This window comes from Halomonas sp. NYA30 (genome assembly GCF_976980765.1).
The window spans coordinates 3,104,353-3,122,450 of sequence record NZ_OZ334477.1; the positions used below are offsets into that span (position 1 = coordinate 3,104,353).

General features: G+C 54.1%; 18 protein-coding genes. 11 read left to right on the forward strand and 7 right to left on the reverse strand.

Going from position 1 to position 18,098, the window contains the following annotated elements; genetic code table 11:
• Positions 1-60 precede the first annotated feature (60 nt).
• Entirely contained in the window at positions 61-783 is a 723-nt protein-coding gene (locus tag ACWI0H_RS14470; protein WP_339881992.1) for a TVP38/TMEM64 family protein, read from the forward strand.
• Here ACWI0H_RS14470 and ACWI0H_RS14475 read toward each other — a convergent pair.
• Entirely contained in the window at positions 765-3,011 is a 2,247-nt protein-coding gene (locus tag ACWI0H_RS14475) for a glycosyltransferase (RefSeq protein WP_485873775.1), read from the reverse strand. The two genes, ACWI0H_RS14470 and ACWI0H_RS14475, sit on opposite strands and share 19 nt — an antisense overlap.
• A 109-nt stretch (positions 3,012-3,120) precedes the next feature.
• Entirely contained in the window at positions 3,121-3,549 is a 429-nt protein-coding gene (locus ACWI0H_RS14480; protein ID WP_008958959.1) for a secondary thiamine-phosphate synthase enzyme YjbQ, read from the reverse strand.
• A 140-nt stretch (positions 3,550-3,689) separates the two neighbouring features.
• Here ACWI0H_RS14480 and ACWI0H_RS14485 point away from each other — a divergent pair, with 140 nt between their 5' ends.
• Positions 3,690-4,226: a lipocalin family protein gene (locus ACWI0H_RS14485; protein ID WP_485873776.1), complete on the forward strand. Its 537-nt coding sequence runs from the start codon at positions 3,690-3,692 to the stop codon at positions 4,224-4,226.
• On the opposite strand, the gene ACWI0H_RS14490 is transcribed toward ACWI0H_RS14485, so the two are convergent.
• On the reverse strand, positions 4,227-5,153 hold the full coding sequence (locus ACWI0H_RS14490; RefSeq protein WP_485873777.1) for a LysR family transcriptional regulator: 927 nt from the start codon (positions 5,151-5,153) through the stop codon (positions 4,227-4,229).
• Between the two features lie 183 nt (positions 5,154-5,336).
• Here ACWI0H_RS14490 and ACWI0H_RS14495 point away from each other — a divergent pair, with 183 nt between their 5' ends.
• The gene (locus ACWI0H_RS14495) at positions 5,337-6,410 is read left to right on the forward strand and encodes a tartrate dehydrogenase (RefSeq protein WP_176302013.1); all 1,074 of its coding nucleotides are present in this window, start codon (positions 5,337-5,339) and stop codon (positions 6,408-6,410) included.
• A 158-nt stretch (positions 6,411-6,568) separates the two neighbouring features.
• Positions 6,569-7,597, forward strand: a complete 1,029-nt coding sequence (locus ACWI0H_RS14500; protein ID WP_485873778.1) for an SMP-30/gluconolactonase/LRE family protein — start codon at positions 6,569-6,571, stop codon at positions 7,595-7,597.
• A 76-nt stretch (positions 7,598-7,673) separates the two neighbouring features.
• On the opposite strand, the gene wrbA is transcribed toward ACWI0H_RS14500, so the two are convergent.
• On the reverse strand, positions 7,674-8,273 hold the full coding sequence (wrbA, locus tag ACWI0H_RS14505) for an NAD(P)H:quinone oxidoreductase (RefSeq protein WP_485873779.1): 600 nt from the start codon (positions 8,271-8,273) through the stop codon (positions 7,674-7,676).
• Between the two features lie 216 nt (positions 8,274-8,489).
• On the opposite strand from wrbA, the gene ACWI0H_RS14510 reads away from it, so the two are divergent.
• The 7 genes from ACWI0H_RS14510 to ACWI0H_RS14540 all read left to right on the forward strand — a co-directional run bounded on the left by ACWI0H_RS14510 (position 8,490) and on the right by ACWI0H_RS14540 (position 14,635).
• Positions 8,490-8,930 carry a hemerythrin domain-containing protein gene (locus ACWI0H_RS14510; RefSeq protein ID WP_176302011.1) on the forward strand — a complete coding sequence of 147 codons (441 nt, stop codon included), beginning with the start codon at positions 8,490-8,492 and terminating at the stop codon, positions 8,928-8,930.
• Between the two features lie 199 nt (positions 8,931-9,129).
• Positions 9,130-10,107 carry a succinylglutamate desuccinylase gene (locus ACWI0H_RS14515; protein ID WP_485873780.1) on the forward strand — a complete coding sequence of 326 codons (978 nt, stop codon included), beginning with the start codon at positions 9,130-9,132 and terminating at the stop codon, positions 10,105-10,107.
• A gap of 254 nt (positions 10,108-10,361) precedes the next feature.
• Positions 10,362-11,132, forward strand: coding sequence for an ABC transporter ATP-binding protein (locus tag ACWI0H_RS14520; protein ID WP_336270121.1), 771 nt, complete (start codon positions 10,362-10,364; stop codon positions 11,130-11,132).
• A 15-nt stretch (positions 11,133-11,147) separates the two neighbouring features.
• Entirely contained in the window at positions 11,148-11,849 is a 702-nt protein-coding gene (locus ACWI0H_RS14525) for an ABC transporter permease (RefSeq protein ID WP_336270122.1), read from the forward strand.
• Position 11,850: 1 nt separating this feature from the next.
• Positions 11,851-12,573, forward strand: a complete 723-nt coding sequence (locus ACWI0H_RS14530; protein ID WP_290700368.1) for an ABC transporter permease — start codon at positions 11,851-11,853, stop codon at positions 12,571-12,573.
• A 189-nt stretch (positions 12,574-12,762) separates the two neighbouring features.
• Positions 12,763-13,542: a transporter substrate-binding domain-containing protein gene (locus ACWI0H_RS14535; RefSeq protein ID WP_290700371.1), complete on the forward strand. Its 780-nt coding sequence runs from the start codon at positions 12,763-12,765 to the stop codon at positions 13,540-13,542.
• A 277-nt stretch (positions 13,543-13,819) separates the two neighbouring features.
• The gene (locus ACWI0H_RS14540) at positions 13,820-14,635 is read left to right on the forward strand and encodes a TraX family protein (RefSeq protein WP_485873781.1); all 816 of its coding nucleotides are present in this window, start codon (positions 13,820-13,822) and stop codon (positions 14,633-14,635) included.
• Positions 14,636-14,655: 20 nt separating this feature from the next.
• Here ACWI0H_RS14540 and ACWI0H_RS14545 read toward each other — a convergent pair whose 3' ends face one another.
• From ACWI0H_RS14545 to purE, 3 genes are all read right to left on the reverse strand, one after another.
• Positions 14,656-16,194 carry a diguanylate cyclase domain-containing protein gene (locus tag ACWI0H_RS14545; RefSeq protein ID WP_485873782.1) on the reverse strand — a complete coding sequence of 513 codons (1,539 nt, stop codon included), beginning with the start codon at positions 16,192-16,194 and terminating at the stop codon, positions 14,656-14,658.
• A gap of 212 nt (positions 16,195-16,406) precedes the next feature.
• The gene (locus tag ACWI0H_RS14550; protein WP_008958944.1) at positions 16,407-17,528 is read right to left on the reverse strand and encodes a 5-(carboxyamino)imidazole ribonucleotide synthase; all 1,122 of its coding nucleotides are present in this window, start codon (positions 17,526-17,528) and stop codon (positions 16,407-16,409) included.
• Between the two features lie 11 nt (positions 17,529-17,539).
• Positions 17,540-18,055: a 5-(carboxyamino)imidazole ribonucleotide mutase gene (gene purE / locus ACWI0H_RS14555; protein ID WP_008958943.1), complete on the reverse strand. Its 516-nt coding sequence runs from the start codon at positions 18,053-18,055 to the stop codon at positions 17,540-17,542.
• Positions 18,056-18,098: the final 43 nt, after the last annotated feature.

The window sequence follows — 18,098 nt, forward strand, 5'->3', positions numbered from 1 at the left end:
GCCTTCATCCCATCGCACGGCTAGCGTATGCTAGCGCTTTTTTAGTCGATGGGAGTGGGCATGTCGCGAACATTGAGCAAGGGCGTTGGCCTGCTGGTAGCCGTCGTGCTGTTAGGCGCTATGTGGCATTTGCTACAGCGCTATGACCTACTAACCCAGGCGCGCCTGAGCGAGCTGATTGATACCATCCGCCAGTGGCGTAACGCGCCCTGGATGTTTGCGGCGGTGATGGCCGTTTACGCTGGCGCGCTGCTGGTGATGTTCCCGCTTAGCCTACTGGTGGTAGTGACAGGCTTACTGTTTGGCCCGGTGTGGGGGCTGGCGTACGCCACGCTCGGTACATTGACCTCATCAGTGGTGTCTTATTGGGTGGGGCACTGGCTAGGTCGAGAGGCGCTGATGCACTATGGCGGCCGTCATTTACGTGGCCTTTCGGGCTATTTGTCCAAACGTGGCATTCGCACCATGACGGTCATTAACCTGTTGCCTCTCGCCCCGTTCACGCTGACGAATATGCTGGCGGGCGCTTTTCACCTTAAGTTCCGCGATTATATGATCGGCTCCACCCTCGGTATTGTGCCGGGGCTCGCAGCGGTGATTCTTTTGGGTAGCCAGTTAGGCGCCCTGTTCACTGCGGCCTCCACAAAAGAACTCGTGTTGGCAGGCGCAGGGCTTGCCGCTGGCGTTGGCCTGCTTGTCGGGCTTAAGTACTATACCAGTCAGCGTCAAGATGCCAACCGCCGCCAAGCAGCCAAAAAACGGCCTCAGCGTGAAGGGGAGTGATACTTAGCGAGCACTTCGGCGTAAAAGGTGGCTACCGCGGTGGCAAAGTTGGCAATATCAAACTCTTCAGCAAAGTGGCTGGCCTGTTTACCCAACTGCTGGCGAAGCTCTGCGTTATCTTTTAGCTCGATGACTTTTTGCCCCCACGCCTGACGATTTTGCGGCGTCTTGAAGCCGTTCACCCCCTGGCGTACCACATCATCAATACCGCTTGAGCGCACCGCCACCACGGGCAAGCCCGCCGACATCGCCTCTAAAATGACCATCCCCTGGGTTTCCGATGTAGAAGCGAACACAAATATATCGCCTAGGTGATAATAAAGCGCCATTTGATCAGGCGGCACCGCGCCCACTAACGTTACCCGTGCAGCCAGTTTTAAAGTATCGATCTGATGTTGAATGGCCTCACGATCTGGCCCATCACCGATGAGCAGCAGATGAAAATCCTCGTGTCCCTGGTTCTGCAGCTCAGCAAGTGCTTCCAACATAAAGCCAATATTTTTCTCTTTGCTAATCCGCGAGACGCTAATCAATATTTTTCGCGCGGGATCAATCGCTAGCCGCTCACGCAGTGCTTCTAACTCTCCCGCCTCGACATGCGCGAAACGCTCCACATCAATTCCCGTGGGTTGCACTAGCGAGGGCGTTTTAACCCCGATCATGCGTAGATACTCCTCTGCGGAGTAGGTAGGCACGATCACCCCTTGGCAGCGGTTAGAAAAGTGCTTAATCAGAGAGTGCGAGATCAAATTCCGAAACAGCGCACCGGGTAACGGTACAAAGTGGGCATAGTGTTCCAGGCGGGTGTGATAGGTGTAGACCACCGGCACCTTAAGCCGACGCCCCATAAACAGCCCCATGGAACCAAGCCAGAAAGGATGGTGAACATGAATCAAATCTGGCTTAAAGGCACGCAGGCAGCGGCGAAAGCGCACACTGAACGGGTTGGTTAAACGGAACTCCCTCTTCTCACCAAACGCCATCAAAGTCGGGATACGTTTGATCGCTTTATCGTCCTTCCATGCGTCACGATAACGGGGCACTAGCAGTTGAATCGAGTGCCCTAAATCACGTAAACCATTGCGCAAACGGTCCACCGACACCGATACGCCAGACACAAACGGAAAGTAGTTATTGGATACCATCGCCACTCGAAGTGACTTACCCAGGAAAGGCGTCGGATCAATATCAAAATCGGGATAATAATGGCGGTCTTCAAAAATCAGCCGATATAAACGCAGCGCTAACAGCGTCAGCAAGCCAACAATCAGTAAAAAGCGGGTATAGCTGACGTAAAAGAAGGCGTAAACCGTTGATCCAACGCTACTCACTACCCGCCACCAACCGGGGCTATCCACATTTAAACGCACCGGTGCAATGGCGACATTCTCACCTTCTACGTCGACGATAACGTAGTGATGAAAGCTGCTGTCGGCATCAATCAGAATACCGCCCGCACCGCCCGTGGTGACGTAATCCACCCCATTAATCGTCTGCTCTGAAAAGAGCGTTAGGTTAGCGGAGAACACCGTATCAACATCATACTCCTCCGCCAGCGCCATAATACCCTCGGCCAGCCGGGGGTCATTGAGATAATTGTCGGCTTCAAACAGCGGCGCGTCGCTCACGACGTTGTGCAGCGGCAAACCAATAAACAAAAACCGATGCTGCGCTTCAGATGCAGCCAGTTCCCTGGAAAGCCAATCAAGTTGCCAAGAGGTGGACGACTTGCCCGTACCGTCCAGGAAGATAAAGTGGCTATCGCCCGCGACGAAGGAGTAGAAATGCGGGCCAAAATATTCATAAAACAGGTAACTACCAAAGTCACTGTCTTCGTTATCACCATAGGTCAGCAAGTAAGGCACATTGAGCTGTTCCATGCTGTGATAGATCGCCTGATAGCTCTCTTGTCGCCCGCCATTAACGGCGTTACCCGCCGAGATCAGAAAATCGATGCCGCCCTGGTTGATGAGCGGCACAATTTCATCTTGAAAGACGCTCACCGAGTTATTGATGTTACCGACCACCGCAAAGCGGTAGTCGGTTCGCTCCGTCAATACCTCGCGAATATTCGCCACCTGAAGCGTATGGACTGACTCAAACTCAGGCTCCGCCACGTATAACCAAATTTGGTGCGCAATGAGCACACCCACCAAGGTAAGATTGAGAAAGAAAAACAGCCGCAACCATCGCTGGCGGGAAAAATGAAAAACGGAGCGTCGTGGCATTTAAAAGCGCTTTTTCCATGGTAAATGCAGAATGAACCGCTACTGCAGCGGCTCAAGCCTTAAAACGCCCTAACTATACAGCAACCCCGCGTTCAGGTGATGCCCCAGGTTAACCAGCGTCGCACCCGTTTAGGGTGGCCAATAAACGCCGCGGCCCGGCCTGATGACGATGCTCCCCCAGCCATATGCCCTGCCAGGTGCCCAGCGCTAGGCGACCGTCACGCACGGCCAAGGTGAGCTGAGTGCCCAGCAGGCTGGCGGCCACGTGGGCTGGCATATCATCAGGGCCTTCCAGCGTATGGCGAAAATAGGGCAAGTCTTCCGGCACCAGGCGGCGCAGAAAGGCATCTAAGTCGTGGCGCACATCGGGGTCAGTATTCTCGTTAAGCGTTAACGAGGCGGAGGTGTGCATCAACTGAAGGTGCAGCGTGCCAATATGAACATCGTTTAAACACGGCAGCGCCCTGGCCACGTCATCGGTAATAAGATGGAAACCGCGCGTCATCTCGGGTAAATGAATTTCTTGTTGGCACCACATAAACACTCCTGTGTTTGCTATCTCATTAACGACACGTCATCAGCGTGTCCTTCTTATATGGCAAAATGACGACAGAATGTAACGTCTGATAGTACACAACATAGCCGATCGCCAAAGACTCATCGCCAAGGAGCGCTTAAATGAAACATTTGCTAGGAAGCAGCGTCATCAGTATGGCTTTACTTACCGGCTGCACCGGCATTCCCGAGGGAACCGAGCCGGTTAGTGACTTTGCATTAGATCGCTACCTGGGCCAATGGTACGAGATAGCGCGCCTGGACCACTCATTTGAGCGTGGCCTTGATTGCGTCACCGCCACTTATAGCCTGCGCGATGACGACGGCGTACGCGTGATCAACCGTGGCTACAACCTGGAAGAGCAAGCGTGGGATGAAGCCGAAGGCCGCGCCTACTTTATTGATGATAAAAACATGGGCCGTTTGAAAGTGAGCTTTTTTGGGCCCTTTTACGGCGGCTATAACATTCTTGAACTTGACGATGACTACCAGTGGGCGCTGGTAGCGGGTCCTAACCGTGACTACCTATGGATACTCTCGCGTACACCGGAAATGGATAGCGCGACGGAGTCCCGCCTGCGCCAGCGTGCAGCGGAGCTGGACTTTCCTACCGATGAACTGATCGATGTCGCCCAGGGCGAAGCCTGCCCTAATCGCTAGTCAGGAAGACTTCGGCAGCGCCGACACCCGCCCCGCCATCTCCTGCTGAATAAACTCAATAAAAGCACGCAGCCGGGCGGGCACATGCCTGCGCTGCTCATAGACCGCATAGAAGTCCGCTCGTACACTCTGCCAGCCGGGTAGTAGCTCAACTAACGCGCCGCTGGCAAGGTGCTCGTTTACATCCCACCAAGAGCGCAGCATCACGCCATGGCCGTCCAACGCCAAACGGGTAATCACCTCACCATCATTGCTGGCTAACCGGCCACTGACTTTTACCGTTTGCTCCTTTTTGGACGGCTCGCTGCGTTCAAAGCGCCATAGCGGAAAATCACTGTCGTTCTCACGAATGACTAGGCAAGCATGCTGCTGCAAATCAGCCGGTGTCTGAAGGGGCGACGAGTGAGCGATATAGCCAGGCGATGCGCAGAGTATGCGTCGATTCGCTAAAATGCGTCGCGCGACTAAACGCGACTCTGGGGGTTCACCCACACGAATGCCGATATCAAAGCCATGATCGCTTAGGTTGAGCGGAAAGTTGGTGAGCTCTAGCCAGCCCTCCACCTCAGGGTGCTCAGCACAAAAACGCGATAGTAACGGCGCAATATGGCGGCGGCCAAAGCCAAACGTGGCATTAACACGCAACCGACCACTAAGGGCTTGGTTGGAACGCTCACCCAGGGAGCTCTCCAACTCGGCAAGCTCATCCAAAATTAGCGTGCCACGGGCAAGGTAGCGCTCGCCCTCCGCCGTCAGCGTCAACCGCCGAGTGGTACGGGCGGCCAATTCGACCCCCAAACGCGCTTCTAAAAGTTTCAGCCGCTTACTCACGGCGGAGAGCGATAGCCCCAATTCACGGGCGGTTGCCGTTAAGCTGCCTGCCCGTGCCAGGTGTTGAAAAAACGCCAAATCATCCAGTTGTGCCATACACCCCTTAGCCACTCTTCACTTTTACGCAACAATAGCTTGAATAGTAGCCTGATTATCTCTATCAAAATAGCCGCTACACTCTATTCAGTACTTACCAGACCTAGTACTTACCAGACCTAGTACTTGCCAGACCCAGTACTTGCCAGCAATTGTCAGCCACTAACAAGAGAAGGAAGCACCATGGCTCATCGTATCGCCATTATCGCCGGCGACGGCATCGGCACCGAAGTCATGCCCGAAGGCATTCGTGCCCTAGAGGCAACCGCCAAGCGTTTTAATATCGACCTTGAGTTCACTACTTTTGAGTTTGGTAGCTGCGACTACTACCTCGAACACGGCAAGATGCTGCCGGATGATTGGTTTGAGCAGTTAAAAGGCTTCGATGCACTGTTTTATGGCGCAGTTGGCTGGCCCGATAAAGTACCTGACCATATTTCCCTATGGGGCTCGCTGCTGCAGTTCCGCCGCCAGTTCGATCAGTACATCAACCTGCGCCCCTGCAAGCTGATGCCCGGCATTAAAAGCCCGTTGGCAGGCCGCGAACCCGGCGATATCGATTTCTATGTAGTGCGTGAGAACACCGAGGGCGAGTACTCAAGCGTTGGCGGCAAAATGTTTGAAGGCACTGACCGTGAAGTCGTCATTCAAGACACGGTCATGACACGTACCGGCGTGGACCGTGTATTGAAGTACGCCTTTGAACTGGCCCAAACCCGCCCGCGCAAAAAGCTTACTTCTGCCACCAAATCCAACGGCATTTCCATCACCATGCCGTACTGGGATGAGCGCGTCGTCGAAATGGCGAAGGGCTACCCTGAAATCGCGGTGGATAAATTCCATATCGATATTCTGACCGCCAACTTCGTTCTGCACCCGGACTGGTTCGATGTGGTCGTGGGCAGCAACCTATTCGGCGATATCCTTTCCGACTTGGGCCCCGCCTGTACCGGCACGATCGGCATTGCTCCATCAGCCAACATCAACCCGGAAGGCCACTTCCCCAGCCTGTTTGAGCCGGTACACGGCAGCGCACCGGATATCGCTGGTAAAGGCATCGCCAACCCTATCGGCCAGATCTGGTCCGGCGCCATGATGCTTGAGCACCTTGGCTACAAGGAAGCCGGTGATGCGCTGGTAAGCGCCATTGAGGAAGTGTTGAGCGCAGGCGACAGTCAAGTTCTCACCCGTGACGTGGGTGGCCAAGGCACAACGCAAAGCTTAGGCAAGGCAATTGCTGACGCTATTTCGCGCTGACGTTCAGATGCCATAGCGATTGTCTGCCCGGCTGACTCCAACCGGGCAGACAATGTATGTTTTTTACACGTCTATGTTCTACATTTGTCCTGAGGTGAAGAAAACGTCAGTTTCACTTCGCTCATAACAACATCAACAAACAAACTCAGGACAATGCTATGAAACTTGGACGCCGTCAGTTTCTCTCGGCAACGGCCGCTCTGGCCGCAGTCGGCACCACCCCCCAGCTGTTTGCCATGCAGGCCTCGCCAGGGCCCGCTCCCGCTCGCTACCCCATTGATGCCTGGAAAGTTGAGGATCAGCGCTTCAGTGACTACATGATTTTTAATAGCCCGCTGGAGCGCCACTGGAGTGGCGGACTATGGACAGAGGGGCCGGCCTGGAATGCCGTGGGCCGTTACGTTGTGTTCAGCGATATCCCCCGAGCCAAGCAGATGCGTTGGGACGAAGCGACTGGCCAGGTCAGCGTTTTAAGAGACAACGTTGGCCACTCTAACGGTAATACCTTTGATCACCAGGGTCGGCTAATTGCTTGCGAACACTACCCTTCTCGGGTGTTACGCTACGAGTGGGATGGCAGCACCACGGTGCTTGCCGAGCGCTATCAAGGCAAGCCACTCAATGCTCCCAATGACGTGGTGGCGCTCCCGTCGGGTGGTGTGATCTTTACCGATCCCGGATACGGCGCCCACTTCGACTATGAGGGCAAGAAGCGTGATCTGGAACTTGAAACCGCCATCTATTACGTCGATGACAGCCTTGATGAACCTATCATGCTGACCGACGATATTTTTAAACCCAACGGTATTGTACTAACACCGGATGGCAAGGGTTTCTACGCCAGTGACAGTGCCCCCACTCACTTCGAAGAGCCTGCGCGAATCATTCGCTGGACGCTTGGCGAAGATGGCCGCAGTGTCAGTGATCGCCAAGTGGTCGTTACCAGCGAAGATACCATTTTCGACGGCATGACCTGCGACATGGATGGCAATATCTGGTCGAGCGCCAACGGTGGCGAAGGTATCGATGGCGTCGTGGTTTTCTCGCCGGAAGGCACGCTGCTGGGGCGGGTTTTGCTGCCTGAAGTCTGTTCCAATGTATGTTTTGCTGGTGCGAATCGTAACCGGTTATTTATGACCGCCAGCCAATCCGTTTACACCATTTACACCGCGGCACGCGGCGCCTAGCGGTGTCGATATCACCCATAAAAAAGCCTCGCTGGACAATGCCAGCGAGGCTTTTACGTTATGAACTACCACTTCATCAGCTGGCTAGTTTTGCCGCTGTCTTGGCGACTAGCTCACCCTGGAAACGAGCAATTTTGAGCTCGCGCTCATCGGGCTGGCGAGAGCCATCGCCGCCAGCAAGGGTCGCAGCGCCGTAAGGCGTGCCGCCACTCACTTTGGAAATATCGAACTGTTCTTCAAGGCCATAACCAATCGGTACAATGATCATGCCGTGGTGAGCCAACGTGGTCCACGTAGAGGTAATGGTCATTTCATCACCACCGCCCGTACCGGTAGACGTAAACACGCTGGCAACTTTGCCACGAAGTGCGCCGTTAGCCCATAGTCCGCCAGTTTGATCCAGGAAAGTACGCATTTGCCCCGTCATATTACCGAAGCGGGTTGGCGTACCGAAGATAATCGCATCGTAATCAGCGAGTTCTTGTGGCGTAGCTTCCGGCGTATCGTAATCCTGCTTGCCGCCTGCGTTTCTAAAGGCTTCCGCGGGCATGGTTTCAGGCACGCGCTTAACGGTGACTTCAACGCCGCTGACGCTTTTTGCGCCCTCTGCAACGGCGTGCGCCATCGTATCGATATGACCGTACATGGAGTAATAAAGTACCAGAACCTTTGTCATGGATATCTCCTTAGCGATGTGTGGCTTATAGCTAACTTAGCAGTGCGTTGGGCTTTCTCAATAAACTGTACCTACAACATAGCGCACTCAAACGTAGATAAAAGCGAATGTTTTCGTCCGCGGGCATCGATTTCATCGACGAACGCCAGCTTGCACTTTACGCAAACCCCCACTAGCTTTGGTCTTGCCTACCTAAACGTATCCAAGGAGTCTGGAATGACGATTTTTGAAGCCCTGCGCAAGGATCATGATATTCAGCGTGATCTGCTTGCCCGCTTGATTGAGACTCATGGAGATAGCGACGAGCGCGACTCACTCTACAAACAAGTAAAAAAAGAGCTGCATGGTCATGCCGCAGCCGAAGAGCGCGCTTTCTACATTCCGCTGATGGAAATGGATTTGACCCAGGAAAAAGCTCGTCACAGCGTGGCCGAACATCATGAAATTGATGAGCTTATAGAACTTCTCGATGAAACCGACTACAGCGCCACTAACTGGCTGACCCATGCTAAACAGCTACAGCATTTAGTGACTCACCACCTTGATGAAGAAGAGCAGGAAGTGTTTCAGTTGGCAGGCCGAGGTCTACCAGATAACCAAAAAACCTCCCTTGCCAGTGAGTATCAGCAGGAAATGGAGCGCCAGCGCTCAGCGTAACCCGACACGCAGCTTGAAAAAGCGCTCATGCATCGCATGGGCGTTTTTTTTGATGCCAGTTCCCTTATGCTTTTCACGAATACGCTGGGCTTTTACATGCGAACGACCTAGTGTCTTGTGACAAACAGTTAGCGTGGTGATGCTAGGCTCACTTTTTATAACGACAACGACACTAAAAACAGAGACTAAGGAGCTGACAATGCTAGGCCAATGGCTCGACTGGTCACTTGACGGGCAGCTCCCGGACAAAAAGCAAGGCGTTTTCCCAAGCGGTCGCTACCACTTGTATGCACCGGGCGTTTTGGAGCTCACACCAAATACAGCAAGCCACGCGGCTCACGCGTGCATTTTTTCAGCGGCTATCCACGGTAATGAAACCGCGCCCGTTGAACTGATCGGTGAATGGCTCAGCCGCCTGGAAGCCGGTAGCGCCATACTTGGCGCGCCCGTGCTGGTCATCCTTGGGAACCTACCCGCGCTTAAAGCACAGCAGCGTTTCATCACCACCAATCTGAACCGGCTGTTTAAGCGTGAATTACACAATGAAGGCGAAGAACCGGAACGCGCCCGAATATTAATGGCCGCCGTGGATGACTTTTACGCCCGCCATTCAGGGCTACCCAAACTGCACTACGACCTACACACCGCCATCCGGGATAGCCGTTATCCCCGCTTCGTTGTCGAACCATTTGCCGACTCCTCTACCGACGCTGAGCAATGGGGGTGGCTCGCCGCTGCGGATATGCAGGCGGTGCTACACCAACATCAGCACAGCTGGACATTCTCCCACTACAGCAAGCACTATCACGCCGCCCAGGCCTTTACGTTTGAATTGGGCCGCGTGGCGCCCTTCGGTCAAAACGATATGGCGTCTCTAAAACCTATGGGTGCCCTGCTCACAGCGTTAAGTGAAGGGCACTCTCCGTCCCACCAGCCAGCCTCGCAAATGCAGTTTTTTAAGGTACAGCATGAGCTGATTCGCCACTCAGATGACTTTCAGCTCTGTTTTGCCGAAGACACGGCCAACTTCAACCGTTTTGAGCCTGGCACGCTGCTGGCGCAAGATGGAGAAGCTGGAGAGTTTCGAGTGGGTGATATGCCACTTCACGTGGTCTTCCCTAACGCCAATGTAGAAGTGGGTGCCCGTGCGGCACTGTTGGTGGCACCGGTTACGTAGGGTTAAGCGTTAAGGCGCTCCTCAAGACCCTCCTAACGTTAGAGAGATTGACAATAATAATGGTGAGGCGATAACAGGCTGCTCGGCGTTGATACAACTAACGTCGAGTGTTTAATGTGATAAGTAGGGCGCGCATTATGCGTCCAGCCTGATAGAATCGCCCCTTTTTTCGCGCCAGCCGCATCACAGCCCGTTATTGATAAACTACCGCTGATAACCCGTTGCTGCGGCAACTCTGTACTGGAGCCAATGTTATGGCCGCTACGCCTACTCCCCTTGAAGTGCGTAATATTAAAAAACGCTTTGGCGATACGGAAGTTCTGAAAGGTCTCTCACTGCAAGCCCAAAAGGGCGACGTGATTACCATGATTGGTGCCTCTGGGTCGGGTAAAAGTACTTTTTTGCGCTGCATGAATTTGCTTGAACAGCCCGACGATGGCGACCTCATTGTCCACGGCGAACCGATTCGCTTTAAGACCACGAAGCACGGCCGCGAACCTGAAGATTGGAAGCAGGTAGTACAAATGCGCGCCAAGCTTTCCATGGTTTTCCAGAGCTTCAACTTGTGGGCCCACATGACGCTGCTGGAAAACATCATTGAAGCGCCGATTCATGTACTGAAAAAACCCAAAAAAGAAGCCCTGGAACACGCCCACGCCCTGCTCGATCGTGTGGGATTAAGCGCCCGTGCCAACGCCTACCCGGCACAGATGTCCGGCGGCCAGCAGCAGCGTGGCGCCATCGCGCGCGCACTGGCGATGGACCCGGAAGTCATGCTATTTGACGAACCCACCTCCGCCCTCGACCCAGAGTTAGTAGGTGATGTGTTGAAGGTCATGCACGGGCTGGCCGAAGAGGGCCGCACCATGGTCGTGGTCACCCACGAAATGAGCTTCGCCCGAGATGTTTCCAGCCAAGTAATCTATCTTCACCAAGGCCTAGTGGAAGAAGCGGGACCGCCGGATCAAGTGCTAGGCAACCCGCAATCACCGCGCCTGCAGCAGTTCCTGGCACCTAAATACTGATCCGCGAGGCTCACCATGATTGATTTGCAAGGCTATGGGCCCCGGCTGTTAGAAGGGGCTGGCGTCACTGTTCAATTGGCGGTGCTATCGTTAATTTTAGCGATTATTTTAGGATTACTGACCGCCAGCGCAAAAATGTCGCGCAGTTGGTTGTTAAAGCGAACCGCCACGGTGTACACCACGCTCATTCGTGGCGTACCGGATTTGGTGTTAATGATGTTGCTGTTTTTTGGCGGCCAGATTGGTGTCAACGCCATCAGCGACATGCTCTATTACAACTACGACATCGATATTTATATTAACTTCAACGCCTTTGCCGCGGGTGTGCTTACCATTGGTTTTATCTTTGGTGCCTACATGGGCGAGACCTTTCGCGGCGCCTTTATGGCCGTGGATAACGGGCAGATCGAAGCAGGTAAGGCTTATGGCATGAGCAGCGGTCTCGTCTTTCGCCGTATCCGCTTTCCGCAAATGATGCGGCATGCCCTGCCTGGGCTGTCGAATAACTGGATGGTACTGCTCAAAACCACTGCGCTGGTATCCGTGATTGGGTTAACCGACATGGTACGCGTGGCCGCTGAAGCCTCTCGCGCCACCCACGAGCCGTTCACCTTCCTGATCCCGGTCGCCGTGGCTTACCTATTGATCGCCAGCGTCTCCGAATGGATTTTTGCGCGGCTGCAAAAACGCTACGACATCGGCTTTGGAGGTCAGTGATATGCTCGATATTTCCGCTTGGTTCAATGACCTACTCGCTGGCAATACCATTTTTACCGCCGATACGCTGGGCTACTATTGGGAAGGTTTAGTCACCACCACCCAATTAGTCTTCTTATCACTTATCGCCGGGCTAATACTTGCCGTGCCACTAGCGATCATGCGCAGCTCCAAACATAAATGGATTAGCCTACCGATCTATTTTTATACCTACGTATTTCGCGGTACGCCGCTGTTGATTCAGCTCTATATCATCTACTACGGCGTGGTGTTTATTGACGGCATTCAAGACACCTTTTTATGGCCAGTGCTGCGCGAAGCGTTCTATCCGGCCTTAATCGCCTTTACGCTCAATACCGCCGCTTACACTACCGAGATCTTCCGCGGCGCGATTAAAGCCACCGCGCAAGGCGAGATCGAAGCTGCCCGCGCCTATGGCATGTCGCAGAGCTTGATGATGCGACGGATTATCTTACCCAGTGCATTTCGCCGTGCCCTGCCCGCTTACGGCAATGAAGTAATCTTTATGCTACACGCCAGCGCAATTGCCAGCGTGGTCACCTTGATGGACTTAACCGGCGCCGCGCGCTTTGTCTATGCGCGTTATTACGCCCCTTTCGAAGCTTTTCTGTTCGTGGCTGCCATTTATTTATGCTTAACGTTCGCGATCCTGTTCTTTTTCCGTTATTTGGAGAAAAAACTGTTAGCGCACCTAAATTCATAAGTATGCCGCCAAGACCGTTAATCATGAAAAAATGATGAAACCGTCAAACAAACGTTGGTTCACTGGCATGTAAGCTCTTTTCGTCAGCGCCAACCTGGGTTAGTTTAATTGTCGGCTAACAACTATTTGTCAGTTAAAAACGGGGATCACATTCTGGTGAGTCCGCTTTTCTATGGAGATAGCTATAATATGAAAAAATTACTAACTCTTTCACTACTCGGCTTAGCAGTAGCGGCCGCCTCCTCAGCACAAGCACGTGACTACGACAACGTCCGTATTGGCGTTGACGTTCCATACGAACCGATGGAATTCCGCACCGCTGAAGGCGAGCTCACCGGCTTTGATATCGACCTGGGCAACGAGCTGTGCGACCGCATGGGCGTTACCTGTGAATGGGTCGAGCAAGCATGGGATGGCATCATTCCAGGGTTAATGTCTCGCAACTACGACGCCATTATGTCGTCCATGACGATCAATGAAGAGCGTCGTGCGCAAGTACTGTTCTCAGACCCCTACATCACCATGCCGTCAGCCTGGTTCGCCGCCAGCGACCTGGGTATTAGCGAAGCCACCACAGAAACGCTGGAAGGCATGACGATCGGCGTTCAACGCGGCACCCTGCAGGACAACTACGTTACCGACAATTTCAGTGACGTGGCTGACATCAGCCGCTACTCCACCGCCGATGACATGGTGCTGGATATGGCCGCCGAGCGCCTGGATATCGTTTTCCTTGACTTCCCGATTGGCCAATCGACCCTACTGGAAAGCGACGAAGCAGAATACGTCGTCGTAGGTGAGCGCATTAGCGAGCCGAAAGAGTACTTCGGTGACGGCTTTGGTATCGCCTTCCGTCAGCGCGACGAAGCACTGGCTGAAAAATTCAACGAAGCACTCGCTGAAGTGCAAGAAGACGGCACTTACGACGAAATCTATACCCGTTACTTTGGCGAAGAAGACGCCGAGTAATTACTCTTTCCTCCCCGGCTGAAACGTCGGGGAGGAATTCAATAGACACTCTCCAGCCCCTAGCTGCCCCCTGCCATTTTAAACCCATTGCTCCCACCTTCTACTTCCAATTCCCTTCGCTTAGCCATTGAAATTCCTAAATCACACCATGGTTGGTTTAAACCGGGTAAACTTATCGCCTGTTTGTAATGACGTTGAGAGCCGTTCGGCCAATTCAGCGAACTCGTGTGCGTAATACGGGTCTTTACTTCTCAACGCGAACCTACAAGGAGGTAACATGGTTGAAAAATCAGCGCCCCACTCAGCAACAGAGACGGCTGCGTCTTTGCGCCCCTCTTCCCACTGGACAGGCTGGGGGCAGTGGTTAGCACTGGTTACCATGACCATTGATCACCTCACCCGCTACATTCTGCCCGGCGCTTGGGATTTGGATTGGGCGGGTTCTTCCATAGGCCGTATTGCCTTTCCGCTGTTTGCCGCTATGGTGGCGTGGCACGGGCTGTTTAATACCCGTAATCCGCTGCGCTATTCGCGCCGAATTCTGATTATCGGTTTGGTCGCCCAGCTTCCCTATATGATGATGCCGCGTACGTCAGACGCCTTCATTCTAAATGTCTGCTTTACCCTCGCCAGCGGCTTGGCCCTGGGCGCGCTCGTGCGCCAAGGTTGGCAGCACTACCAGCAGCAAACCCTCACCATGCCCTGGCTGTTAGCTGGTGCCGCACTAGGCGTTACGGTGTGGTATCTGCTGGGGTTCTGGGTCGAGTATGGCCATAATGGGCTGTTGCTGATTCCGCTATTGATGTTTGCCATGCATGCCTTGAGCCAAGCGGACAGTGACTTTCAGTCGCGCCTGTGGGCCGGGTTAGCAGCGTTTCCGGCACTTTGGATTGCCGGTCAAATGAATGCGTCTGACATGGCCAAGTCATTTACCGTAGGCACTTGTGTGGTGGTGCTGATACTTGCCGCAGGGGCCGCCCAACGCATTCCTGCCATTAACTTGGCGATGCCGCGGCGTCTATGGTTAGCGTGGTATCCCGGCCACTTTGCATTAATCGCGCTATGGCTATTGCTGAGCGGACAGATAGCCTAAAAGATTCTTTCAACGCCGCTTTAATGCATGGCATCCCGCATCCAGGGCTTAAAGCGGCGTAGGCGTGCTCGCCCTTCCGTTTTGGCGCGGTACATCGCAATATCGGCCTGCTTAAGCAATTCTTCATCGTCACAATCAGCGGCCATAAAGCAGGTGTATCCCATGCTGGGCGTTACCTCCACCCAGCGGCTTTCAAGCCGATAAGGTTCAGAGAGTGCCTGCTGAACAGCGCACATATAAGCCTCAGCAGCGGCTTCCATATCTACCTCGGCCTCTTCTTCAAGCAGCGCCAGCAGGACAAACTCGTCGCCGCTAAGCCGTGCGGCCATGTCGCCTTCGCGCAGACAGCCTTCTAGTCGGCGGGCTACTTGCACCAGCAAATCATCCCCGGTGGCGTGCCCCCAGGTATCGTTAATCAGCTTGAAGCGATCTAAATCTAAAAACATCAACAAACCGCCCTGCTGTTCAGTTTGCTTCTCATGGCAGAGGGCAGCTAATCGCTCAATAAACAGGCGACGATTGGGCAAATCAGTGAGTGAGTCATAGTAGGCTTGGCGGTAAATAATCGCGTCGGCGCGCTTACGCTCGGTAAAATCTTCGATAATCGCTACACCGCCAACCATCTCGTTACCCGCGCTATGTACGCCATTGAAGAAGGCGCGCAGGGGCGTTCCCGCGCTAGCCTTGGGCAGATAGTAGGTTCCTTCGTAATAGCCAGTGCCTTTGGCCAGTGCGTTGCGCACAGCCTTTGCCACTCTGCTATCCGCCGAATGGGATAACATGCGATAGCCGAGCAACTGCGCACGGTTAACACCCAGGATATCCAGCAGTTTGCTATTACAGTCCGTTACTTGGCCATGTTCATCAAAATGCAGCACGCCCAGCGGCGAACGTTGAAAGATAGAGCGGTAGCGGTTTTCGCTTTCTTGCAACTGCACTTCGCGAGCAGACATACTCACCCGCAGGGCAATATTGTCGTGAATAATGCGACTTAGGCGTCGGCTGGTAGTAATAATCAGGCCTAAAAATAGGCTTAGCATGGCGCCAATGAGAATTGCCAGTGATGACCCTAACAACAAAAACTGCACCAGCAAGGGCAGTATAATCGGCAACACAAAGCCAAGCGAAACCCACCATACGGCAGAAAGCGTTGTGATGCCGCCAGCGGCAATACCGGCCAGGACAATCGAAAGCGCGGCTACCTGGCCATGGTTTTCGCCGGTAAACAGAAATACCCCACCAGAACCCCACACGCAGCCAGCCGCAATCGCACCAATGCTGAACCGATGTAACCAGCGGCGGCGCTGCTGTTGCTGCGCGGGTAAGCGGCTAAAATAGTAAGCCAAGGCAAGGCGAGCCAACGACACAAAGGTCAAGACGGCAAGCCAGGTCAGCAGTATCCAGCTCGCCACTACCGGCCACATGGCAGCCACTAACAACATGCCTGCCAACACACTGCTAAGCACGGGCTGCCATAAGTTATCGTACAGAAGGCGTACTTTCTCGCTGTGTAAGCGTTTTACGGTGACATGATGATCGCGCTGGAAACCACTACGCATCCCCGACGCAGTCCTCGTAGTTGAGGATTGAGACATACCGACTACCCGCCTAATGAAAAAGTGCTATTGGTTTCAGCCTAGTAAGCTGATTTTTTTGTGATTCCTTTTTAGCGCATTTAGGCAATTTTAGCGATATAAGTTGCGTACTCGGTCAACTACTGACCCATTAAGTAAGCAAAAAAGCCGCTTGCGGGGCAGGCGGCTTTGGAGCACTACTGTTTGATTGAAAAACTGAGATCTGGAGGGGGAGCATCGGGCAACAAAGCGCTACAGGCGCGAACTTTCTCAAGCAGTTCGGCATGGTTGGGTGCCAGGATATTGACGTGGGCGAGTTTGCGCCCGGCACGTTCTGCTTTGTCATAGCGATGCAGGTGCGTGTTTGTAAGCGCCAGGATCGCCGCATTATCCCCCTCACGACCAATTACATTAATCATGCACGTGGGGGCTATCGCCTGGGTATCGCCCAACGGCAAGCCCTGAATAGCACGCAGATGATTCTCAAACTGGCTGGTCACCGCGCCGTCCATCGTCCAGTGGCCGGAGTTATGTACGCGTGGGGCCATTTCATTGGCCAGCAGGCTGCCATCGCGGGTTTGAAACAGCTCTAACGCCAGCACCCCCACGTAATCCAACTCATCCAACAACGCACGGATATAGCTATCGGCGGTTTGCTGAACGCTAGCATCCAGATCCGGCAGCGGCGCAACGGAATAGCGCAGAATGCCATCCACATGCTGGTTTTCCGCCATAGGGTAGAACACCACCTCGCCATCACGACCGCGCACGGCAATCATCGAGACTTCGCGCACGAAATCGACAAATGCTTCAACGACTAGCTGCGAATGGCCAATAGCGGCCCATGCATCTGCCGCCTGCTCAGGCTGTTTCAATACTGCCTGGCCTTTACCGTCGTAGCCTTCCGTGACCGATTTAGCCACTACCGGGCAGCCCAGCTCGCGGGCGGCGGCTTCAAGCTGCTCGGCACTTTCCACCACACGATAAGCAGGCGTCGGAATTCCCAAGCGGTCAAATAGCGTCTTCTCTTCGACCCGGTTTTGGCACACTTCAATGGCGCGGCTACTCGGGTAAACCGGCTTGTGCTGCTCAATTTCCCGTACCAGTTGCACCGGCAGGTGCTCGAACTCGTAAGTCACCACATCCACCTTGGCTAAAAACTCAGCCAGGTGCTGGTTATTAGGGTCGACAATGACGTCGCCAATGCCTGCACTGGGGTTACCCGTGGTATCTAAAAAAGTGAAGCGATTGCCCAGCGGATAACCCGCTAGCGCCAGCATACGGCCTAGCTGGCCTGCGCCTAGTACACCGATATTCATAGACAGCCTCCTTATTCTGCTTCTGGATCGGGACGCGGATCCGGATTATCGAGTACTTTCTGGGTCTGCTCAGCGCGAAACGCCTCGACCGCACTGCGCACAGTGGCATCTTGTAAGCCAACAATCTGCGCCGCCAGCAAGCCTGCGTTAGTGGCGCCCGCCTTACCAATCGCCAGCGTCCCCACCGCAATGCCGCCCGGCATCTGCGCAATCGAAAGCAGCGAATCCAAGCCTTTAAGCGCCTTAGACTCCACCGGCACGCCGAGCACGGGCAGCGGCGTTTGCGAGGCCACCATGCCGGGCAAGTGAGCAGCACCACCAGCACCCGCCACAATCACTTGTAAGCCGCGCTCGGCCGCACCCTTGGCATAATCGAACAGCAGGTCCGGCGTACGGTGCGCCGAGACCACGCGGGTTTCATAGGCCACGCCCAAACGCTCCAGCATGGAGACAGCGTGCTCCATGACCGGCCAGTCAGACTTAGAACCCATGATCACGCCCACCTTGGGTGTGCTGTTCGACGACATGCAAAACTCCTCGGCCCAACGGCCTATAAAAGCGATACTAAAT

What these genes read in the sequence shown, in the direction of transcription:
- ACWI0H_RS14470 (WP_339881992.1), top strand. Translation starts at nt 61, where the DNA reads ATGTCGCGAACATTGAGCAAGGGCGTTGGCCTGCTGGTAGCCGTCGTG.
- ACWI0H_RS14550 (WP_008958944.1), bottom strand. Translation starts at nt 17,528, where the DNA reads ATGAATATCGGTGTACTAGGCGCAGGCCAGCTAGGCCGTATGCTGGCG.
- ACWI0H_RS14485 (WP_485873776.1), top strand. Translation starts at nt 3,690, where the DNA reads ATGAAACATTTGCTAGGAAGCAGCGTCATCAGTATGGCTTTACTTACC.
- ACWI0H_RS14500 (WP_485873778.1), top strand. Translation starts at nt 6,569, where the DNA reads ATGAAACTTGGACGCCGTCAGTTTCTCTCGGCAACGGCCGCTCTGGCC.
- ACWI0H_RS14545 (WP_485873782.1), bottom strand. Translation starts at nt 16,194, where the DNA reads ATGCGTAGTGGTTTCCAGCGCGATCATCATGTCACCGTAAAACGCTTA.
- ACWI0H_RS14520 (WP_336270121.1), top strand. Translation starts at nt 10,362, where the DNA reads ATGGCCGCTACGCCTACTCCCCTTGAAGTGCGTAATATTAAAAAACGC.
- ACWI0H_RS14490 (WP_485873777.1), bottom strand. Translation starts at nt 5,153, where the DNA reads ATGGCACAACTGGATGATTTGGCGTTTTTTCAACACCTGGCACGGGCA.
- ACWI0H_RS14530 (WP_290700368.1), top strand. Translation starts at nt 11,851, where the DNA reads ATGCTCGATATTTCCGCTTGGTTCAATGACCTACTCGCTGGCAATACC.
- ACWI0H_RS14475 (WP_485873775.1), bottom strand. Translation starts at nt 3,011, where the DNA reads ATGCCACGACGCTCCGTTTTTCATTTTTCCCGCCAGCGATGGTTGCGG.
- ACWI0H_RS14525 (WP_336270122.1), top strand. Translation starts at nt 11,148, where the DNA reads ATGATTGATTTGCAAGGCTATGGGCCCCGGCTGTTAGAAGGGGCTGGC.
- ACWI0H_RS14515 (WP_485873780.1), top strand. Translation starts at nt 9,130, where the DNA reads ATGCTAGGCCAATGGCTCGACTGGTCACTTGACGGGCAGCTCCCGGAC.
- purE (WP_008958943.1), bottom strand. Translation starts at nt 18,055, where the DNA reads ATGTCGTCGAACAGCACACCCAAGGTGGGCGTGATCATGGGTTCTAAG.
- ACWI0H_RS14495 (WP_176302013.1), top strand. Translation starts at nt 5,337, where the DNA reads ATGGCTCATCGTATCGCCATTATCGCCGGCGACGGCATCGGCACCGAA.
- ACWI0H_RS14540 (WP_485873781.1), top strand. Translation starts at nt 13,820, where the DNA reads ATGGTTGAAAAATCAGCGCCCCACTCAGCAACAGAGACGGCTGCGTCT.
- ACWI0H_RS14480 (WP_008958959.1), bottom strand. Translation starts at nt 3,549, where the DNA reads ATGTGGTGCCAACAAGAAATTCATTTACCCGAGATGACGCGCGGTTTC.
- ACWI0H_RS14510 (WP_176302011.1), top strand. Translation starts at nt 8,490, where the DNA reads ATGACGATTTTTGAAGCCCTGCGCAAGGATCATGATATTCAGCGTGAT.
- wrbA (WP_485873779.1), bottom strand. Translation starts at nt 8,273, where the DNA reads ATGACAAAGGTTCTGGTACTTTATTACTCCATGTACGGTCATATCGAT.
- ACWI0H_RS14535 (WP_290700371.1), top strand. Translation starts at nt 12,763, where the DNA reads ATGAAAAAATTACTAACTCTTTCACTACTCGGCTTAGCAGTAGCGGCC.